Annotated in this window: 18 protein-coding genes; 9 read left to right on the forward strand and 9 right to left on the reverse strand. The window is 69.3% G+C overall.

The features are described from left to right. Positions 1-370 precede the first annotated feature (370 nt). The 5 genes from ACIBNE_RS14110 to dnaA all read right to left on the reverse strand — a co-directional run bounded on the left by ACIBNE_RS14110 (position 371) and on the right by dnaA (position 7058). A complete protein-coding gene (locus tag ACIBNE_RS14110) occupies positions 371-937 on the reverse strand; it encodes a DUF721 domain-containing protein (protein WP_399271513.1) in 567 nt (188 codons plus the stop codon). After that, positions 934-2055, reverse strand: a complete 1122-nt coding sequence (gene recF / locus ACIBNE_RS14115) for a DNA replication/repair protein RecF (protein WP_399271512.1) — start codon at positions 2053-2055, stop codon at positions 934-936. The genes ACIBNE_RS14110 and recF overlap by 4 nt, the downstream gene beginning before the upstream one ends. 34 nt (positions 2056-2089) lie before the next feature. Then, entirely contained in the window at positions 2090-2968 is an 879-nt protein-coding gene (gene gnd / locus ACIBNE_RS14120) for a phosphogluconate dehydrogenase (NAD(+)-dependent, decarboxylating) (RefSeq protein WP_399271511.1), read from the reverse strand. A 77-nt stretch (positions 2969-3045) separates the two neighbouring features. Beyond that, on the reverse strand, positions 3046-4176 hold the full coding sequence (gene dnaN, locus ACIBNE_RS14125) for a DNA polymerase III subunit beta (protein WP_399271510.1): 1131 nt from the start codon (positions 4174-4176) through the stop codon (positions 3046-3048). A 1028-nt stretch (positions 4177-5204) separates the two neighbouring features. Next, positions 5205-7058, reverse strand: a complete 1854-nt coding sequence (gene dnaA / locus ACIBNE_RS14130; protein WP_399271509.1) for a chromosomal replication initiator protein DnaA — start codon at positions 7056-7058, stop codon at positions 5205-5207. 372 nt (positions 7059-7430) lie between these two features. On the opposite strand from dnaA, the gene rpmH reads away from it, so the two are divergent. From rpmH to ACIBNE_RS14175, 9 genes are all read left to right on the forward strand, one after another. Next, positions 7431-7568 carry a 50S ribosomal protein L34 gene (gene rpmH / locus ACIBNE_RS14135; RefSeq protein ID WP_182853871.1) on the forward strand — a complete coding sequence of 46 codons (138 nt, stop codon included), beginning with the start codon at positions 7431-7433 and terminating at the stop codon, positions 7566-7568. A gap of 18 nt (positions 7569-7586) precedes the next feature. Continuing rightward, entirely contained in the window at positions 7587-7958 is a 372-nt protein-coding gene (gene rnpA, locus ACIBNE_RS14140; protein ID WP_399271508.1) for a ribonuclease P protein component, read from the forward strand. Beyond that, positions 7955-8314: a membrane protein insertion efficiency factor YidD gene (gene yidD, locus ACIBNE_RS14145; RefSeq protein ID WP_399271507.1), complete on the forward strand. Its 360-nt coding sequence runs from the start codon at positions 7955-7957 to the stop codon at positions 8312-8314. The genes rnpA and yidD overlap by 4 nt, the downstream gene beginning before the upstream one ends. A gap of 3 nt (positions 8315-8317) precedes the next feature. After that, entirely contained in the window at positions 8318-9562 is a 1245-nt protein-coding gene (yidC, locus tag ACIBNE_RS14150) for a membrane protein insertase YidC (RefSeq protein WP_399271506.1), read from the forward strand. A 15-nt stretch (positions 9563-9577) separates the two neighbouring features. Further along, positions 9578-10090, forward strand: a complete 513-nt coding sequence (locus tag ACIBNE_RS14155; RefSeq protein ID WP_399271505.1) for a protein jag — start codon at positions 9578-9580, stop codon at positions 10088-10090. Between the two features lie 109 nt (positions 10091-10199). After that, on the forward strand, positions 10200-10916 hold the full coding sequence (gene rsmG / locus ACIBNE_RS14160) for a 16S rRNA (guanine(527)-N(7))-methyltransferase RsmG (RefSeq protein WP_399271504.1): 717 nt from the start codon (positions 10200-10202) through the stop codon (positions 10914-10916). A 211-nt stretch (positions 10917-11127) separates the two neighbouring features. Then, a complete protein-coding gene (locus tag ACIBNE_RS14165) occupies positions 11128-12204 on the forward strand; it encodes a ParA family protein (RefSeq protein ID WP_399271503.1) in 1077 nt (358 codons plus the stop codon). Then, positions 12201-13289 (forward strand): ParB/RepB/Spo0J family partition protein, encoded by a 1089-nt coding sequence (locus tag ACIBNE_RS14170; protein WP_399271502.1) that lies wholly within the window; start codon positions 12201-12203, stop codon positions 13287-13289. Before ACIBNE_RS14165 ends, ACIBNE_RS14170 begins: the two co-directional genes overlap by 4 nt. A 317-nt stretch (positions 13290-13606) precedes the next feature. Next, positions 13607-14224 carry a GNAT family N-acetyltransferase gene (locus tag ACIBNE_RS14175; protein WP_399271501.1) on the forward strand — a complete coding sequence of 206 codons (618 nt, stop codon included), beginning with the start codon at positions 13607-13609 and terminating at the stop codon, positions 14222-14224. A gap of 75 nt (positions 14225-14299) precedes the next feature. On the opposite strand, the gene trxA is transcribed toward ACIBNE_RS14175, so the two are convergent. The 4 genes from trxA to sigM all read right to left on the reverse strand — a co-directional run bounded on the left by trxA (position 14300) and on the right by sigM (position 17426). Then, positions 14300-14647, reverse strand: a complete 348-nt coding sequence (trxA, locus tag ACIBNE_RS14180) for a thioredoxin (protein WP_399271500.1) — start codon at positions 14645-14647, stop codon at positions 14300-14302. 45 nt (positions 14648-14692) lie between these two features. Then, the gene (trxB, locus tag ACIBNE_RS14185) at positions 14693-15652 is read right to left on the reverse strand and encodes a thioredoxin-disulfide reductase (RefSeq protein ID WP_399271499.1); all 960 of its coding nucleotides are present in this window, start codon (positions 15650-15652) and stop codon (positions 14693-14695) included. A gap of 125 nt (positions 15653-15777) precedes the next feature. Then, positions 15778-16725 (reverse strand): hypothetical protein, encoded by a 948-nt coding sequence (locus ACIBNE_RS14190; protein ID WP_399271498.1) that lies wholly within the window; start codon positions 16723-16725, stop codon positions 15778-15780. After that, the gene (sigM, locus tag ACIBNE_RS14195; protein ID WP_399271497.1) at positions 16722-17426 is read right to left on the reverse strand and encodes an RNA polymerase sigma factor SigM; all 705 of its coding nucleotides are present in this window, start codon (positions 17424-17426) and stop codon (positions 16722-16724) included. The genes ACIBNE_RS14190 and sigM overlap by 4 nt, the downstream gene beginning before the upstream one ends. Positions 17427-17430: the final 4 nt, after the last annotated feature.

Genomic DNA, 17430 nt, shown 5'->3' on the forward strand with positions numbered 1-17430 from the left:
GGGATTACCTACCAGTCTACCGGTAGCGCTGACATGAATGGGGGTTTGCCGGTACCTGAGTCCGCATGTGCCGCCCTGAGCGGGCGCGGAACGACTCCCCATATCAGGGGAGGGGCTCCAGTCGCCTCACACGGGCGCTCAGCGCTTCGGCCTGTCAACCACCGGCCACCGTGAGGGACGCCTCATGGCACACACCCGGTTGCACCCACCCCACACCTGTTCCCACCAGGGGTTTTACCGCCCCACAGAGGCCCTGGGGCAGCACTGGGGCCACGGGACATCTTCACGAGCTCTTCGCACAGCGGCCGCACCCCGACCGCACCCGCGCACCACGCCCCCGGCCCGCCGCCGCGCGCACCGGCCGCAGGCCTCAGCCGTACGTGTCCCCCGGCCCCGTGCTCCCTGGCGCGCGCAGCGGTCCGTACCGCCGCGCGGGGCCGCCGGGCCCGAGGACCTTGATCATCCGGACCGTGCCGTGCCCCAGGTCCTCGTTGAGCCGCGCCACGAGCGTCGGCGCGAGCAGCCGCACCTGCGTCGCCCAGGCCGTGGAGTCGCACTGCACGGTGAGCACCCGCTCGTCGGGCTCCTCGTCGTACCGCAGCGGCACCGTGTGCTTCGCCAGGTCCTCGCCCACGATCTGCGGCCAGCGGCCCATCACGCCGCCCACCGCCGCGGGCGTCTCCCAGCCCCGCTCGGTGATCAGCCGGTTGATCGCGGAGCCCAGCGCCATCGGGTCGCGGCCGTCGGCCCGCGCCCCCGACCTGAGCCCGCCGCCCCGCTTGGCCTGTTTCTTCTGCTGCGCCGCGGCCCCGCGCGCCCGCGCCTGCTCCCGAGCGGCGCGCAGCGCGACCCGCGCCAGGTCGATCCCGGAAGCCTCGGGCTCCTTCGGCTTGCCCGCGTCCCCGGGCCCCGGTGACTGCTCGGCCGGTCCGCTCATGCCCGAGCCACCTCGCCCGCGGCGACCGCGTACCGCGCCCCTGCCAGCACCCCCGGCACGTCGTCGTCCACGGCGGCCGTCACCAGCACCTGCTCGCCGGGCGCCACCAGCTCCGCCAGCCGTTCCCTGCGCCGCGCGTCCAGCTCCGCGAAGACGTCGTCGAGCACCAGCACCGGCTCGTTGCCCTCGGCGCGCAGCAGGTCGTACGAGGCCAGCCGGAGCGCCAGCGCGTACGACCAGGACTCGCCGTGGCTCGCGTACCCCTTGGCGGGCAGCCGGCCGAGGTGGAGCAGCAGGTCGTCGCGGTGCGGGCCGACCAGCGTCACGCCGCGCTCGACCTCCTGCTTGCGCGCCTCCGAGAGCGCGGCGAGCAGCTGTTCGTACAGCTCCTCGCGGCTGAGGCCGGGGCCGGGCGCGGACGGCTTGTACTCCAGGGACAGCGGACCGCCGCCGGGCGCCAGCTGTTCGTACGCCTTGTCGGCCAGCGGCTGGAGCGCGCCGATCAGGTCGAGGCGCTGGGCGAGCAGCTCGGCGCCCGCGCGGGCCAGGTGCTGGTCCCAGACGTCGAGCGTGGACAGGTCCATGCCGCGGCCGCCGTGGCGGCGGGCCATGGCGGCGGACTTGAGGAGGGTGTTGCGCTGCTTGAGGACCCGGTCGTAGTCGGAGCGGACGCCCGCCATGCGCGGGGAGCGCGCGGTGATCAGCTCGTCGAGGAACTTCCGGCGCTCGCCCGGGTCGCCCTTGACGAGCGCCAGGTCTTCCGGCGCGAACAGCACGGTCCGTACGATCCCCAGTACGTCACGTGGTCTGACCTGCGACGATCGATTGATGCGGGCCCGGTTGGCGCGCCCCGGGTTGAGTTCGAGCTCCACCAGCTGGGAGCGCTCGCCCTGGGTGACCGCGGCCCGGACGACGGCCCGCTCGGCGCCCATGCGGACGAGGGGGGCGTCGGACGAGACGCGGTGGCTGCCGAGCGTGGCGAGGTAGCCGACGGCCTCGACGAGGTTCGTCTTCCCCTGCCCGTTGGCGCCCACGAACGCGGTGACGCCCGGGTCGAGCGGGACCTCGACCCGGGCGTACGAGCGGAAGTCGGCCAGCGACAGATGCGTGACGTGCATGGGTGTGGGCCGACCTCCCCCGGCTGTGCGCCGGTTACTTCTTGCTCTCGACCGCGTGGCCGCCGAACTGGTTGCGCAGGGCCGCGATCATCTTCATCTGGGGCGAGTCGTCCTGGCGCGAGGCGAAGCGCGCGAAGAGCGACGCGGTGATGGCGGGCAGCGGCACGGCGTTGTCGATGGCGGCCTCGACGGTCCACCGGCCCTCGCCGGAGTCCTGTGCGTAGCCGCGCAGCTGGTCCAGGTGCTCGTCGTCGTCCAGCGCGTTGACCGCGAGGTCGAGCAGCCAGGAGCGGATGACCGTGCCCTCCTGCCAGGAGCGGAAGACCTCGCGGACGTTCTCCACGGAGTCGACCTTCTCCAGCAGCTCCCAGCCCTCGGCGTACGCCTGCATCATGGCGTACTCGATGCCGTTGTGGACCATCTTCGCGAAGTGGCCCGCGCCGACCTTGCCCGCGTGCACCGAGCCGAACTCGCCCTCGGGCTTGAGGGCGTCGAAGATCGGCTGCACCTTGGCGACGTTCTCGGCGTCGCCGCCGTACATCAGCGCGTAGCCGTTCTCCAGGCCCCACACGCCGCCGGAGACGCCGCAGTCGACGAAGCCGATGCCCTTGGCCTTCAGCTCCTCGGCGTGCTTCTCGTCGTCCGTCCAGCGCGAGTTGCCGCCGTCCACGACGACGTCGCCGGGCTGCAGCAGCTCCGCGAGCTCGTCGATGGTGGACTGCGTCGCGGCGCCGGCGGGGACCATCACCCACACGACGCGGGGGCCCTGGAGGCCGTCCACAAGCTCCTTGAGGCTGTGGACGTCCGCGAGGTCGGGGTTGCGGTCGTATCCGATGACGGTGTGGCCTGCGCGGCGGATGCGCTCGCGCATGTTGCCGCCCATCTTGCCGAGGCCGACGAGACCGAGCTCCATCACATGTTCCTTTGGCGTTGAGGCGTTTCGTACCCGCGTCCGAGCCTACGCCGGGACGCGGGCACTCACCTGCGGGGTCAGCCGCTCAGACGCACCGGCATGATCAGGTACTTGTACGCGTCGTCCGCCTCGGCGTCCATCGCAGCACGGCCGCTGAGCAGCGCGGGCTTGGTGGACGTCGTGAAGGACAGCTGCGCGACCGGGGAGTCGATGGCGCTCAGGCCGTCGAGCAGGAAGGTCGGGTTGAAGGCGATGGAGATGTCGTCGCCGTCGAGCTGGGCGTCGACCCTTTCCACAGCCTGTGCGTCGTCGCTGGAGCCGGCCTCCAGGATCAGCACGCCCTGCTCGAAGCTGAGGCGCACCGGGGTGTTGCGCTCGGCGACGAGCGAGACGCGCTTGACGGCCTCGACGAACGGGGCGGTCTCGATGACCGCGACCGAGTTGAACTCGGTGGGGAACAGCGTGCGGTACTTCGGCAGGTCGCCTTCGAGCAGCCGGGTCGTGGTGCGGCGGCCCGCGCCCTCGAAGCCGATCAGGCCCTCACCGGCGCCGGAGCCCGACAGCGCGAGCGTGACCGTGTCACCGCTGGTCAGGGCCTTGGCGGTGTCCAGGAGCGTCTTGGCGGGCACCAGGGCGACCGCGGAGGCGTCCGGGTTCTCCGGCTTCCACAGGAACTCGCGGACCGCGAAGCGGTAGCGGTCGGTGGAGGCCAGGGTGACCGTCTCGCCCTCGATCTCGATGCGCACACCGGTGAGGACGGGCAGCGTGTCGTCGCGGCCGGCGGCGATGGCGACCTGGGCGGCCGCGGACGCGAAGACCTCGCCGGGGACGGTGCCCGTGGCGGTCGGCATCTCGGGCAGCGCCGGGTACTCCTCCACAGGAAGGGTGTGGAGTGTGAATCGCGAGGAGCCGCAGACGACCGTCGCCCGTACACCGTCTGTGGAGATCTCCACCGGGCGGTTGGGGAGGGCGCGGCAGATGTCGGCGAGCAGGCGGCCGGAGACCAGGACCGTGCCGTCCTCGTCGATCTCGGCGTCCACCGAGACCTTCGCGGAGACCTCGTAGTCGAAGCTGGAGAAGCTGAGGGCGCCGTCCTCCGCCTTCAGGAGAAGGCCCGCGAGCACGGGCGCCGGCGGACGGGCCGGGAGGCTTCGGGCCACCCAGGCCACTGCCTCCGCGAGTACATCGCGCTCCACCCGGATCTTCACCGGAACCGCCTCCTGCTGTTGCTCGCTCGCCCTGCTGGCCTTCGTCGTCGGCTGTGACGCCGGAGACCAGTCTGACGTACGGCACTGACAGTCGCTGCGGCTCGGGGTCAAGTCGCGACAAGTGGCGTCGGGAGGTCCGGCGCCGAGTTGTGCACAGCCCCGTCTTCCAAACGAAATCCGAGCTAACTCTAAGTGGGAGTAGTAGTAGGGCCTGTGGAAACCGTGGATAACCCCGTCTACGCAGGTCAGCGCCTGTTTTTTGTCCACCGCGCCTGTGGGTGGAGCCGGTGGATAACCCCGGTCTTCTGTGGACGCGGGAAAGTTCTGCACACCCGATGCACAGGTAGCCCCTACTTCTCCCCAGCGCTGTCCCCAGCTTTACCCACGTTCCCCACAGCCCAACCGACCTCATTGGTGTGACGCCTTTCACTCGGGCCGGTGAGGCCGGGTGTCGGGTTGCCGAACAGTGGACAGGGGTGTGGGGAAGCTGTGGGCAACCTCCCCCAGCCTGTGGACCGCCCGTGGACAACCTCGATCCACACCTGTGGATGAAGTTTTTATCCACAGTCTGTGGAACGCGGTTGACCACAAATCCACAACCACCTGACCTGGTGTGATGAACTTTCAGCAGTCGCCCCTGTGGATGCCGTCTGGACAACTTCGCAGTCCCCAGCCTGTGGACGGAGGATTCCGCACAGATCTGTGGAGAACTGCCGCTGACCAGCCGGTATTCGAACAGCCGTCATGTGCGGGACGCCCCGCGGACGGCTGCCGGACGCCCGTCGGAGAGGTTTGAAGAGCGGTTCCGGGGTGGTCCTGGGGCGGTTTCGGAGCGCCTGTGGACGCGCGCAGGAGCCGTCCTGACGAAGCGCGGGCGTGCCGCCGGCAGGCCCCGGACGGGGTCCTCGGCGGGTCCTCGACGGGGTCTCGACGGGTCCGTGACAGGGTCTCGACGGGCTCGGGAACGCGAAAAGGCGCCCGGGGAGCGTTGTCCCCGAGCGCCTTCCAGAGGGCCGTACGAAGCGGTCTCAGCCGTTCTTGATGCGGTTGGTCAGCTCCGTGACCTGGTTGTAGATGGAGCGCCGCTCGGCCATCAGCGCGCGGATCTTGCGGTCCGCGTGCATCACCGTCGTGTGGTCGCGGCCGCCGAACTGCGCGCCGATCTTCGGCAGCGAGAGGTCGGTGAGCTCGCGGCAGAGGTACATGGCGATCTGCCGGGCCGTCACCAGCACCCGGCTGCGCGACGATCCGCACAGGTCCTCGACCGTCAGCCCGAAGTAGTCCGCGGTCGACGCCATGATGGCGCTCGCCGTGATCTCGGGGGCCGAGTCCTCGCCGCCGGGGATCAGGTCCTTGAGGACGATCTCCGTGAGCCCCAGGTCGACCGGCTGGCGGTTGAGCGAGGCGAACGCCGTGACGCGGATCAGCGCGCCCTCCAGCTCGCGGATGTTGCGCGAGATGCGGGACGCGATGAACTCCAGCACCTCCGGCGGGGCGTTCAGCTGCTCCTGCACCGCCTTCTTGCGGAGGATCGCGATGCGCGTCTCCAGCTCGGGCGGCTGCACGTCGGTGGTCAGGCCCCACTCGAAGCGGTTGCGGAGCCGGTCCTCCAGCGTCATCAGCTGCTTGGGCGGGCGGTCCGAGGACAGCACGATCTGCTTGTTGGCGTTGTGCAGCGTGTTGAAGGTGTGGAAGAACTCCTCCTGCGTCGACTCCTTGCTCGCGAGGAACTGGATGTCGTCGACCAGCAGGATGTCCACGTCGCGGTAGCGCTTGCGGAACGTGTCGCCCTTGCCGTCGCGGATGGAGTTGATGAACTCGTTGGTGAATTCCTCGGAGCTCACGTAGCGGACCCGGGTGCCCGGGTAGAGGCTGCGCGCGTAGTGGCCGATCGCGTGGAGCAGGTGCGTCTTGCCGAGCCCCGACTCGCCGTAGATGAAGAGCGGGTTGTACGCCTTCGCGGGCGCCTCCGCCACGGCCACGGCGGCCGCGTGCGCGAACCGGTTCGACGAACCGATGACGAACGTGTCGAAGAGGTACTTCGGGTTCAGCCTGGCGTGCGGCTCACCGGGGCCGGGCGGCTGCGAGGGCTGGGCGCCGAGCGGCCCCGTACCGCTGCCGTGGCCGCTGCCGGGACCGCCGCGGTGCGGCTGCTGGGGCTCGGGAAGGTCGCGGCGCTCCGGGCGCTCGGGGCGGTGGGACTCATAGGACTGCTGGGGCTGCTGCCGCTCGGGCGGCTGCGGCCGGTAGTCGTGCTGCGGCTGCTGGGGGTGGGCCTGGCCGTAGGGCTCGCGCCACTGGTCCGCCGGCGCCTCGCGCTCCTGGAAGCCGCCGAGCCGGGGCTGCTGCCAGGAGGAGATGTCCTCGGACGTGCGCGGCCAGGCGCCGGGCTCCGGGCGCTGCTGCTGGTAGTCCGGGTAGGCGGGGCGGGCGGTCGGCAGCCCGTCGTCGGCGGGCCGGTGCCCGTAGCCGTCGTAGCCCTCGCCCTGCTGGGGGCGCTCGTCGTGCTGCGGGCCCTGGTAGCGGGGCTGCTGCGGGTGCTGGGGCTGGGAGTGCTGCGGCGGGGCCGCGGACGGACCGGCCGGGCCCGACGGCGCGGGGGACTCGCCGACCGAGTCGTCGACGGTGATCGCGATCCGGATCGGACGGCCGCACTCGCGGCTCAGCGTCTCGCTGATGAGCGGCGCGAGCCTGCCCTCCAGGACGCGCTTGCCCCATTCGTTGGGGACGGCGAGCAGCGCCGTGTCGGCGACCAGGGCGAGCGGCTGGCACCGCTCGATCCACTGCTTGTCCTTCGCTTCGATGCCCTGCTGGCCGTCTCCGAGGAGCTGTTCCAGCACTTGCGGCCACACTGCGGCAAGATCGGCAGGTACGTCAGCCACAGGGCACGCTCTCTCACGAGTCCCACGAAGGTGTGGTTCTTGGGACGGGACGGGACGGACAGGCAAGGACACAAGGGAAGAGAATCCGAGTTCAGACACGGTAGTCGTGGCGCCTTGCGTGCTTCAAGTTTTTGTCCACAGGCTGTGCACAGTGGGCCCCCGAGCGCCCCCGGTTTGACCGGATGGCGTAGCCGCGCGTACCGTAACCAGGTCGAGTTGTCGATGGCTGCTGCCGCCTGCCTCCGATGGGCAACGATCACGATCAGTGATCACGAAGCGGTGCACTCGGGCGTATACGCGAGCTACTCGTGGGCGCACGGTGACAGCCAGGCGATGCACCCGCCATCAACGATTTACTTCTGGAGCCCCCGAGTGAGCAAGCGCACCTTCCAGCCGAACAACCGTCGTCGCGCGAAGACCCACGGCTTCCGCCTGCGCATGCGGACCCGTGCCGGCCGCGCCATCCTGGCGAACCGCCGTTCCAAGGGTCGCGCCCGCCTGTCCGCCTGATCTCGTACAGGTCATGACGTGCTGCCTTCCGAGAATCGGCTGAGGCGGCGCGAGGACTTCGCGACCGCGGTACGACGAGGACGCCGGGCTGGCCGCCCGCTTCTGGTCGTCCATCTGCGCAGTGGTTCAACGGACCCGCACGTGTCGGGGGAGCAGACTCCCCCGACACGTGCGGGTTTCGTCGTGAGCAAGGCAGTGGGCGGCGCCGTAATCCGTAACCAGGTGAAGCGAAGACTGCGTCACCTGATGCGCGAACGTGTCACGCAGCTGCCCCCCGGTAGCCTGGTGGTCGTACGGGCACTGCCCGGTGCGGGCGATGCCGACCAAGCACAGCTGACCCAAGACCTGGATGCCGCCCTTGAGCGGCTACTGGGAAGGGGTGCGCGGTGAAGTACCCACTGCTGGCTCTCATCAAGCTGTACCAGTGGACGATCAGCCCTCTCCTGGGGCCCGTCTGCCGGTACTACCCGTCGTGCTCCCACTATGGATACACGTCCATCGACCGGCATGGCGCGCTGAAGGGGACGGCCCTGACCGCCTGGCGCATTCTGCGGTGCAATCCGTGGTCGCCCGGCGGTGTGGATCACGTTCCGCCCCGCAAGCGGCCGCGCTGGCACGAATCGCTGCGCAATGCGGTGCGCGGTGACAAGGGCGGGCAGTCCGCCGCCGGCGTGCAGCCCCCAGGGGCCGCATCCGGACCCCCGAGCCCGGCCGCAGAGACCTCGCCCAATGCTCAAGGAGCCTGATTAGTGGACACGATTGCCAGTCTGTTCAGCTTCATCACCTGGCCTGTTTCCTGGGTCATCGTCCAGTTCCACAAGCTGTACGGAGCGATCTTCGGTCCTGACACGGGCTGGGCCTGGGGCCTGTCCATCGTGTCCCTGGTGATCGTGATCCGCGTCTGCCTGATCCCGCTCTTCGTGAAGCAGATCAAGTCGACCCGGAACATGCAGGTGCTCCAGCCGAAGATGAAGGCGATCCAGGAGCGCTACAAGAACGACAAGCAGCGTCAGTCCGAAGAGATGATGAAGCTGTACAAGGAGACGGGCACCAACCCGCTCTCCTCGTGCCTTCCCATCCTGGCGCAGTCGCCGTTCTTCTTCGCCCTGTACCACGTGCTGTCCAACATCGCGTCGGGCAAGGAGATCGGCGCGATGAACCAGGCGCTGGTCGACAGTGCCCGGCAGGCCCACATCTTCGGCGCCCCGATCGCGGCGAAGTTCATGGACAGCCCGGACAAGGTCGCCGCGCTCGACGCCTCGCTGAACTCCGTCCGCATCGTCACCGCGATCATGATCGTGATGATGTCGGCGTCGCAGTTCTTCACGCAGCGCCAGCTGATGACCAAGAACGTCGACCTCACGGTCAAGACGCCGTACATGCAGCAGCAGAAGATGCTGATGTACATCTTCCCGGTCATCTTCGCCGTCATGGGCATCAACTTCCCCGTCGGCGTCCTCGTCTACTGGCTGACCACCAACGTGTGGACCCTGGGCCAGCAGATGTACGTGATCAACCAGAACCCGACCCCGGGCAGCAAGGCGCAGGAGCAGTACCTGACCCGCCTGCTGAAGAGCGTCACGACGCACGGCGAGGTCCGCGGACGCACCCGGCGCGGTGCGGTGAAGCGGCTCGTGGAGAAGGGCTCCAACCGCAACGAGATCGAGCGGAAGTTCATCACGGGCCTGGCGAAGGCCGGTCTGGCCGCCGAGGCCGACGGCTCCGTGGTGAAGAGCGACGTTCCCGCGGCCGAGGCGGACGGCACCGCCGCCAAGCGTCAGCAGCCCAAGCGCCAGACCAAGGCGAAGCGCCAGACCGCCAGTACGCCGGGTCCGGCCAAGGCCGTGACCGCCAAGACCTCGCTGGAGAAGTCGGCCGAGGCGCAGGACGCCGAGCCCGCGTCGGGTGGCAAGTCCGCCTCCGGTTCCGCACGTCAGGCCAAGTCCGGGCAGCGCAAGGGTCCGCAGCGGCCCAAGCACCCGACCAAGAAGTAAGAAGGAGTCCATCCCGTGACGGAAGGCACCACCCCCTCCGCGCCCGAGGGCGCCGACACCCTGACCCGCCTTGAGCAGGAAGGGGAGATCGCGGCCGATTACCTGGAGGGTCTGCTCGACATCGCCGACCTCGACGGCGACATCGACATGGACGTCGAGGCGGACCGTGCCGCCGTCTCGATCATCAGCGACTCGGGCGGCCGCGACCTCCAGAAGCTGGTGGGCCGCGACGGTGAGGTGCTGGAGGCGCTCCAGGAGCTCACCCGGCTCGCCGTGCACCGCGAGACCGGTGACCGCAGTCGGCTGATGCTGGACATCGCGGGCTTCCGGGCCAAGAAGCGCACCGAGCTCGCGGAGCTCGGCGCCAAGGCCGCGGACGAGGTGAAGAACTCCGGTGAGCCGGTGAAGCTGGACCCGATGACGCCCTTCGAGCGCAAGGTCGTCCACGACGCGGTCGCGGCGGCGGGTCTCCGCAGCGAGTCCGAGGGCGAGGAGCCGCAGCGCTTCGTCGTCGTGCTCCCGGCCTGACCGGACCATTGCCACTCGGCCCCGTCTGTTCGCAGGCGGGGCCGATCTTTGTCAGCCTGATAGTCAGCAACCACAGTTTTGGTAGCGCGGTACGGAAGGACGGTTCCCGGTGACGGAAGCAGCGGAGCTCCCGCAGGCGCCGGAAGAGGCGCGGGCGGTATTCGGCGAGTACTTCCCCGATGCCGTCCGGTACGCGGAGCTGCTCGCGGACGCGGGAGTCAAGCGAGGGCTGATCGGCCCGCGTGAGGTCCCCAGGCTGTGGGAGCGGCACCTGCTGAACTGCGCGGTGCTCTCGGAGGTGGTGCCCGAGGGCGTCACCGTGTGCGATGTCGGTTCGGGCGCCGGTCTGCCCGGCATCCCGCTGGCGCTGGTGCGCCGCGACCTCAAGATCACGCTCCTTGAGCCCCTGCTGCGGCGCACGAACTTCCTCCAGGAGGTCGTCGAGCTGCTCGGCCTCGACCACGTGACTGTGCTGCGGGGCCGTGCCGAGGAAGTGCTCAGCACCTTCCAGCCCGTCCACGTCGTGACGGCGCGCGCGGTGGCGCCGCTGGACCGCCTCGCGGGCTGGGGCGTTCCGCTGCTGCGGCCCTACGGAGAGATGCTGGCGCTCAAGGGCGACACCGCCGAGGAGGAGATCAAGAGCGCGCGTGCCGCTCTGATCAAGCTCGGTGCGGTGTCCTCCGAGGTGCTGCACGTGGGTGAGGGCGTCGTCGATCCGCTCACCACCGTGGTGCGGGTCGAGGTCGGGGAGAGCCCCGGCGGTGTCAGGTTCGCCGCGAAGCGCGCCAAGGCAGCGAGGAGCGGGCGCACCCGGCGTCGCCGCTGACGCTTCCTTCGGAGTGTCGTAGCGCTCCTGCCGTGCATGCGCGGGCATCGTGTTTCACGTGAAACATCGCTCTCTGCTGCATGGGATCATCAGTCGCGGTCGTGCGGCTGCCTTGCCCCGCGGACTGAGGTCCACAAGGGCTACGGAGTTGTCCACAGACGTGGATTCATCCACAGAAGAGCGGGCCTCGCTGGTTCACGACCCCGAAAGCATGGCAGGCTCTGAGCATTCCGAGCCTGAAGTCGAGGAGAGTGAATCCTTGCGGTCCGACGCCAACATCGCGGGACCGATGACCGATCCGGTCCCCGGTCCCCGTACCGAGTCGGCGGCAGCGGATGTTTCACGTGAAACATCGCCGTCGATGGACGACACCCCCATCGGCCGTGCGGCCCAGCTGGCGGTCGAGGCACTCGGCCGCGCCGGTGAGGGTCTGCCCCGACCGGCCCAGACCAGGATCATGGTCGTCGCCAACCAGAAGGGCGGCGTAGGGAAGACCACGACGACGGTCAACCTGGCCGCCTCGCTCGCTCTCCACGGCGCACGGGTCCTGGTGATCGACCTCGACCCGCAGGGCAACGCCTCCACAGCACTGGGGATCGACCACCACGCCGAGGTCCCTTCCATCTACGACGTCCTGGTGGAGAGCCGTCCGCTCTCCGAGGTGGTGCAGCCGGTCTCCGACGTCGAAGGCCTCTTCTGTGCCCCCGCCACCATCGATCTCGCCGGTGCGGAGATCGAGCTGGTGTCGCTGGTGGCACGGGAGAGCCGACTGCAGCGCGCCATCCAGGCGTACGAGCAGCCGCTGGACTACATCCTGATCGACTGCCCGCCGTCGCTCGGTCTGCTGACCGTCAACGCACTGGTGGCCGGGGCCGAGGTGCTGATCCCCATCCAGTGCGAGTACTACGCGCTGGAAGGGCTCGGTCAGCTGCTGCGCAACGTCGATCTGGTGCGCGGCCATCTGAACCCGACGCTCCACGTCTCGACGATCCTGCTCACCATGTACGACGGCAGGACGCGACTCGCCTCGCAGGTCGCGGACGAAGTGCGGAGCCACTTCGGCAAGGAAGTGCTGCGGACCAACATTCCGCGGTCGGTGCGCATCTCGGAGGCACCGAGCTACGGACAGACGGTGCTGACCTACGACCCGGGTTCCAGCGGCGCGCTCTCCTATCTCGAAGCCGCGCGTGAGATCGCGCTGCGGGGGGTCGGGATCCACTACGACCCGGCGCAGGCCCATGCGGGCGCACAGGACAACCAGCAGATCATGTCGGAGGGGATTCAGTGAGTGAGCGTCGTAGGGGACTGGGGCGTGGGCTCGGTGCGCTGATCCCCGCCGCCCCCCAGGAGAAGGCCGGCCCGTCGATCGGTTCGGGTGCGATGTCGTCGGGTGCCGTACCGGTGCTCACGACGGACCGTGGAGTGGCGGCGGCGAAGCTGACCACGCTGCCCTCGCCTCCGGTGGAGCCGGAGCCGGTCGCGCCCGAGCCGGAGGACGAGCCCGCCCTGGTGGCGGGCGCGTACTTCGCCGAGTTGCCGCTGGACTCCATCACGCCCAACCCGCGTCAGCCCCGAGAGGTGTTCGACGAGGACGCCCTCGACGAACTGATCACCTCCATCAAGGAGGTCGGGCTCCTCCAGCCCGTCGTCGTACGTCAGGTGGCGTCCGAGCGCTATGAGCTCATCATGGGCGAGCGGCGCTGGAGGGCCTGCCGCGAGGCCGGCCTTGAGCGCATCCCCGCCATCGTGCGGGACACCGACGACGAGAAGCTGCTGCTGGACGCGCTCCTGGAGAACCTGCACCGGGCCCAGCTGAACCCGCTGGAAGAGGCGGCCGCCTACGACCAGCTGCTCAAGGACTTCAACTGCACGCACGACCAGCTGGCGGACCGGATCGGGCGCTCGCGTCCGCAGGTCTCCAACACGCTGCGCCTGCTGCGGCTCTCTCCCGCGGTACAGAACAGGGTGGCCGCCGGGGTGCTGTCGGCGGGGCACGCCAGGGCGCTGCTCTCGATCGACGACTCCGAGGAGCAGGACCGGCTCGCCTACCGCATCGTGGCCGAGGGGCTCTCGGTGCGGGCGGTCGAAGAGATCGTGACCCTGATGGGCACCCGCCCCAAGAGCTCGACCAAGTCGAAGGGCCCGCGTGCCGGTGCCCTGGTCTCGCCCGCGCTCAGTGATCTGGCCGCTCGGCTCTCCGACCGCTTCGAAACCCGGGTGAAGGTCGACCTGGGGCAGAAGAAGGGCAAGATCGTCGTCGAGTTCGCCTCGGTGGAGGACCTGGACCGCATCCTCAGCAGCCTCGCTCCCGGCGAGGGCAAGCTGATGGAGAAGGTCCTCAAGGACGAGGAGACGGAGGACGGCGAGGACTGAGCCGTCCCCGGTCCACGAGGGCGGGCCATGTTCCGGTACTGACCGGAACATGGCCCGCCCTTTCCCGTCTCTCGGTATCCGTCCGATCGCCCGGTGGATACGATGCGTTCTGGTACGGCGCTTCCACCCTGGTCCATCTCACTCGGAGGGCTCAATGGGAGGGCAGAGACCATGCGATCGGTGAGCCGCAACCAACTGCTGACAGCGGGCCTGGGGCTTGGAGCCGTGGGCGGGTTCATCGGCAGCCTGCTCAGGGAGCGGAGCGCGCTGTCGGCCGCGCTCGGTGCGGCAGGCGAGGGAAGTGAGGAACACCCTTCATGGGGCGTCGGCTCGTACCGCTCACGCTGGACAACCTTCCGGACCTTCCCAAACGCTGCCGTTCGTGTGTCTTCTGGGAACTCGACCCGGTCAGCGGAGAGGCCGCGGTAACGGCCGGCACGTCCGACCTGGAGAAGGAGGCGTGGATCTCCGCCGTTCTCCTGGACTGGGGATCCTGCGGCCGGGTCGTCTACGTCGATGAGGTGCCGGTGGGCTTCGTGCTCTACGCGCCCCCGGCGTACGTACCGCGCTCCACGGCCTTCTCCACCAGTCCGGTCTCGTCGGACGCCGTGCAGCTGATGACGGCGTGGATCGCCCCCGGCTATCAGGGGCAGGGTCTGGGACGAGTGATCGTGCAGACGGTCGCCAAGGATCTGCTGCGGCGGGGCTTCAAGGCGATCGAGGCGTTCGGCGACACCCGCTGGAACGAGCCCGCCTGTGTGCTGCCCGCCGACCATCTGCTGGCGGTCGGCTTCAAGACCGTACGGCCGCATCCGCGTCATCCCCGGCTGAGACTGGAGCTGCGCACCACGCTCTCCTGGAAGGAAGACGTGGAGATGGCGCTCGACAGACTGCTGGGGGCGGTACAGAAGGAACCCGCGCTGCGACCGCTGTAGAGCGCGGTGGACAACGCGGTGGGCCCGACTCCCTCAGGAGTCGGGCCCACATGTTTCACGTGAAACAGCGTGGCGTCAGCCCTTGACGACCTCGTCGCCGATGAAGTCCTCAAGGTCGCGCACGATCGCGGCCTTCGGCTTCGCGCCCACGATCGTCTTGGCGACGTCGCCGTTCTGGTAGACGTTCAGCGTCGGGATGGACATGACGCCGTACTTCGCGGCGGTGGCCGGGTTCTCGTCGATGTTGAGCTTGACGATCTCGATCTTGTCGCCGTGCTCGGCCGCGATCGCCTCCAGGGAGGGGGCGATCTGGCGGCACGGACCGCACCAGGCGGCCCAGAAGTCCACCAGGACCGGCTTGTCGCTCTTGAGGACGGTCTCCTCGAAGTCTGCGTCAGTAACGTTCTTCAGGGTGCCAGCCATGGCAACCTCCTTGCTTTACGGGGGTGTGGGGAGGGGGTGTGTGGCTCAGACGGACGTGGCGGCCTTCTCGTCGTCCGTCAGCGCGGCGAGGAAGCGCTCGGCGTCGAGGGCGGCGGAGCAGCCGGTACCGGCAGCGGTGATGGCCTGTCGGTAGGTGTGGTCCACGACGTCACCGGCGGCGAACACACCGGTGAGGTTCGTTCGGGTCGTGGGGGCCTCGACCTTCACGTAGCCCTCGTCGTCCAGGTCGATCTGGCCCTTGAAGAGCTCGGTGCGCGGGTCGTGGCCCACGGCGATGAAGAGGCCGGTCACCGGGAGCGGGGAGGTCTCGCCGGTCTTGGTGTTGCGCAGCACCAGACCCGAGAGCTTCTGGTCGCCCTGGATCTCGGCGACCTCGCTGTCCCAGGCGAACTTGATCTTCGGGTCGGCGAAGGCACGCTCCTGCATCGTCTTGGAGGCGCGCAGGCTGTCGCGGCGGTGGACGATGGTCACGGACTTGGCGAACCGCGAGAGGAAGGTGGCCTCCTCCATCGCGGTGTCACCGCCACCGACCACGACGATGTCGTGGTCCTTGAAGAAGAACCCGTCGCAGGTGGCGCACCAGGAGACGCCGCGGCCGGACAGCGCGTCCTCGTTCGGCAGGCCGAGCTTGCGGTAGGACGAGCCGGTCGTGATGATCACGGCCTTGGCGCGGTGGACCGTGCCCGCGGTGTCCGTGACGGTCTTGATGTCCCCGGTCAGGTCGACGGAGACGATGTCGTCGGGGATCAGCTCGGCACCGAAACGCTCGGCCTGCGCGCGCATGTTGTCCATGAGGTCGGGACCCATGATGCCGTCGCGGAAGCCGGGGAAGTTCTCCACATCGGTGGTGTTCATCAGCGCACCGCCTGCGGTGACGGCACCCTCGAAGACCAGCGGCTTGAGCGCCGCGCGCGCGGTGTACAGCGCTGCGGTGTACCCGGCCGGCCCGGAGCCGATGATGATCACGTTACGGACGTCGCTCACGGGTTGATTCCTCGTCTCTGCAGACTGCCTACTGCCTACTGGGGTGGGTCCATCGACTCTCACCCCACCCAACGGATCCTACGGGGCGTGCATTCCCGAGAGGCCCGAGCAGCGTCGGCGGAGTGTCAGCGGCGGGGGTAGACCTGGCTGAGAAGGAGCTCTCCCTTGGCGGGCGGCGAGGCGTTCACACAGGAGGCGGCGACGACGTACGCCTGGACGCGTTCGGCATCGGAGGGATCGGGCAGGACGAGGAGATAGGCGTCGGAGCCCTCGAACCGTCCGTGCTCGGCCGCCAGTGGATCCGTCGTGCGCCCGGTTCCCTGCAGTACACACGCCGGAACGTCGGTCGTGTGGAAGGCGGTGCCGCCCTCTTCCTGGACGCCCGCGGTCGGCGATTCCGAATTCGCTGTGCCCATGGATGACGGCTTCCCGGACTTCGTGCCCGGTGCGCTCTCCTGGAGCTTCGGCTTCTGACCGAGCAGGGTCTGGACCTTGCTCTCGATCGCCACATTGGAGAAGAGCCGGTCTCCGGCCATTTTCGCGCCTTCCGCCGCCCTTCCTCCAGTGGCGTTGTCCGACTGTGAGTTCGATTGGAGGGCGAAGACGCCCACCCCGAGGACCACCGCGGCACCGAAGGCGGCTCCGAAGACGGCCGTGTGCCGACGCCGCCTCCGTTGGGCGTCGCGGCCCGGTCCTACAGCGGCCCGTGGGCGCCCGCTGGGCCGGGTCACGGCAGTGGGCTCCATGGTGCGGATCGGCGTTGTTTCACGTGAAACATGCGCGGCACTCTCGACGGACTCCGGCATCGTGGCGTCGAGCAGGGCCTCGGCGGCGAGAGCGGCGTCGATACGGCCTGCGATGTCGGCGGGCATGCGCTGTGGCCCCGGCAGGGTCCCGAGCAGGCCGCGGATCTCCTCAAGCGAGGTGTGCACATCGGCGCAGAGCTCGCAGCTCTCCAGGTGCCGTCGTACGTCGGCCGTGCGGGACTGCGGGAGGATCCCCTCGGTGAGGTCGGAGATCTCCGAGACGTCCGGGTGCTGTGCTGTGTCGGCCTCGTCGGTCGTGGATGTCACGTGCGCCCACCTCCGCCCTTCACAGCAGTCTGATCGTTCGGTCCCGGGTCTTCGGGACTCGGCTCCGGTGGGACGGATGTCCCCTGCGTCCGGTTCCTTCCCACGCCGACGTCACTGTTACCCCTGCTCTCGTCGCGCAGATGAGTGAGCATCGGGACCAGTCGGGCGCGACCCCGGGCACAGCGGCTCTTCACCGTCCCGACCGGCACGTCGAGGGCCTTGGCGGCCTCGGCCACGGGATACCCCTGCATGTCGACCAGGACGAGCGCCGCGCGCTGTTCGACGGGCAGGGTGGCGAGCGCGGCCAGGAGCTGGCGGTGGAGGTCCTGGCGTTCGGCGGGGGCCTCGGCGGACTCATGGGGTTCGAGCAGTTGCTCCAGCCGCTCGGTGTCGTCCACCGGGGCCGTCCTGCGGGAGGCGGCCTTGCGGGCCCGGTCGAGGCAGGCATTGACGGTGATGCGGTGCAGCCAGGTCGTGACGGCGGACTGGCCGCGGAAGGTGTGGGCCGCGCGGAAGGCGGAGACGAGCGCGTCCTGGACGGCGTCAGCGGCCTCCTCGCGGTCCCCCAGGGTGCGCAGGGCCACGGCCCACAGACGGTCGCGGTGACGCCGTACGAGCTCACCGAAGGCGTCCGGGTCGCCCGCGACGTGCCGCGCCAGGAGTTCCTGGTCGGCTATGCCGTCGAGTGCGGCGTCTTCCAACGGT

Source organism: Streptomyces sp. NPDC050504, from assembly GCF_044458065.1.
Classification (GTDB): domain Bacteria; phylum Actinomycetota; class Actinomycetes; order Streptomycetales; family Streptomycetaceae; genus Streptomyces.

What these genes read in the sequence shown, in the direction of transcription:
- ACIBNE_RS14110 (WP_399271513.1), bottom strand. Translation starts at nt 937, where the DNA reads ATGAGCGGACCGGCCGAGCAGTCACCGGGGCCCGGGGACGCGGGCAAG.
- recF (WP_399271512.1), bottom strand. Translation starts at nt 2,055, where the DNA reads ATGCACGTCACGCATCTGTCGCTGGCCGACTTCCGCTCGTACGCCCGG.
- gnd (WP_399271511.1), bottom strand. Translation starts at nt 2,968, where the DNA reads ATGGAGCTCGGTCTCGTCGGCCTCGGCAAGATGGGCGGCAACATGCGC.
- ACIBNE_RS14165 (WP_399271503.1), top strand. Translation starts at nt 11,128, where the DNA reads ATGGCAGGCTCTGAGCATTCCGAGCCTGAAGTCGAGGAGAGTGAATCC.
- ACIBNE_RS14175 (WP_399271501.1), top strand. Translation starts at nt 13,607, where the DNA reads ATGGGGCGTCGGCTCGTACCGCTCACGCTGGACAACCTTCCGGACCTT.
- trxA (WP_399271500.1), bottom strand. Translation starts at nt 14,647, where the DNA reads ATGGCTGGCACCCTGAAGAACGTTACTGACGCAGACTTCGAGGAGACC.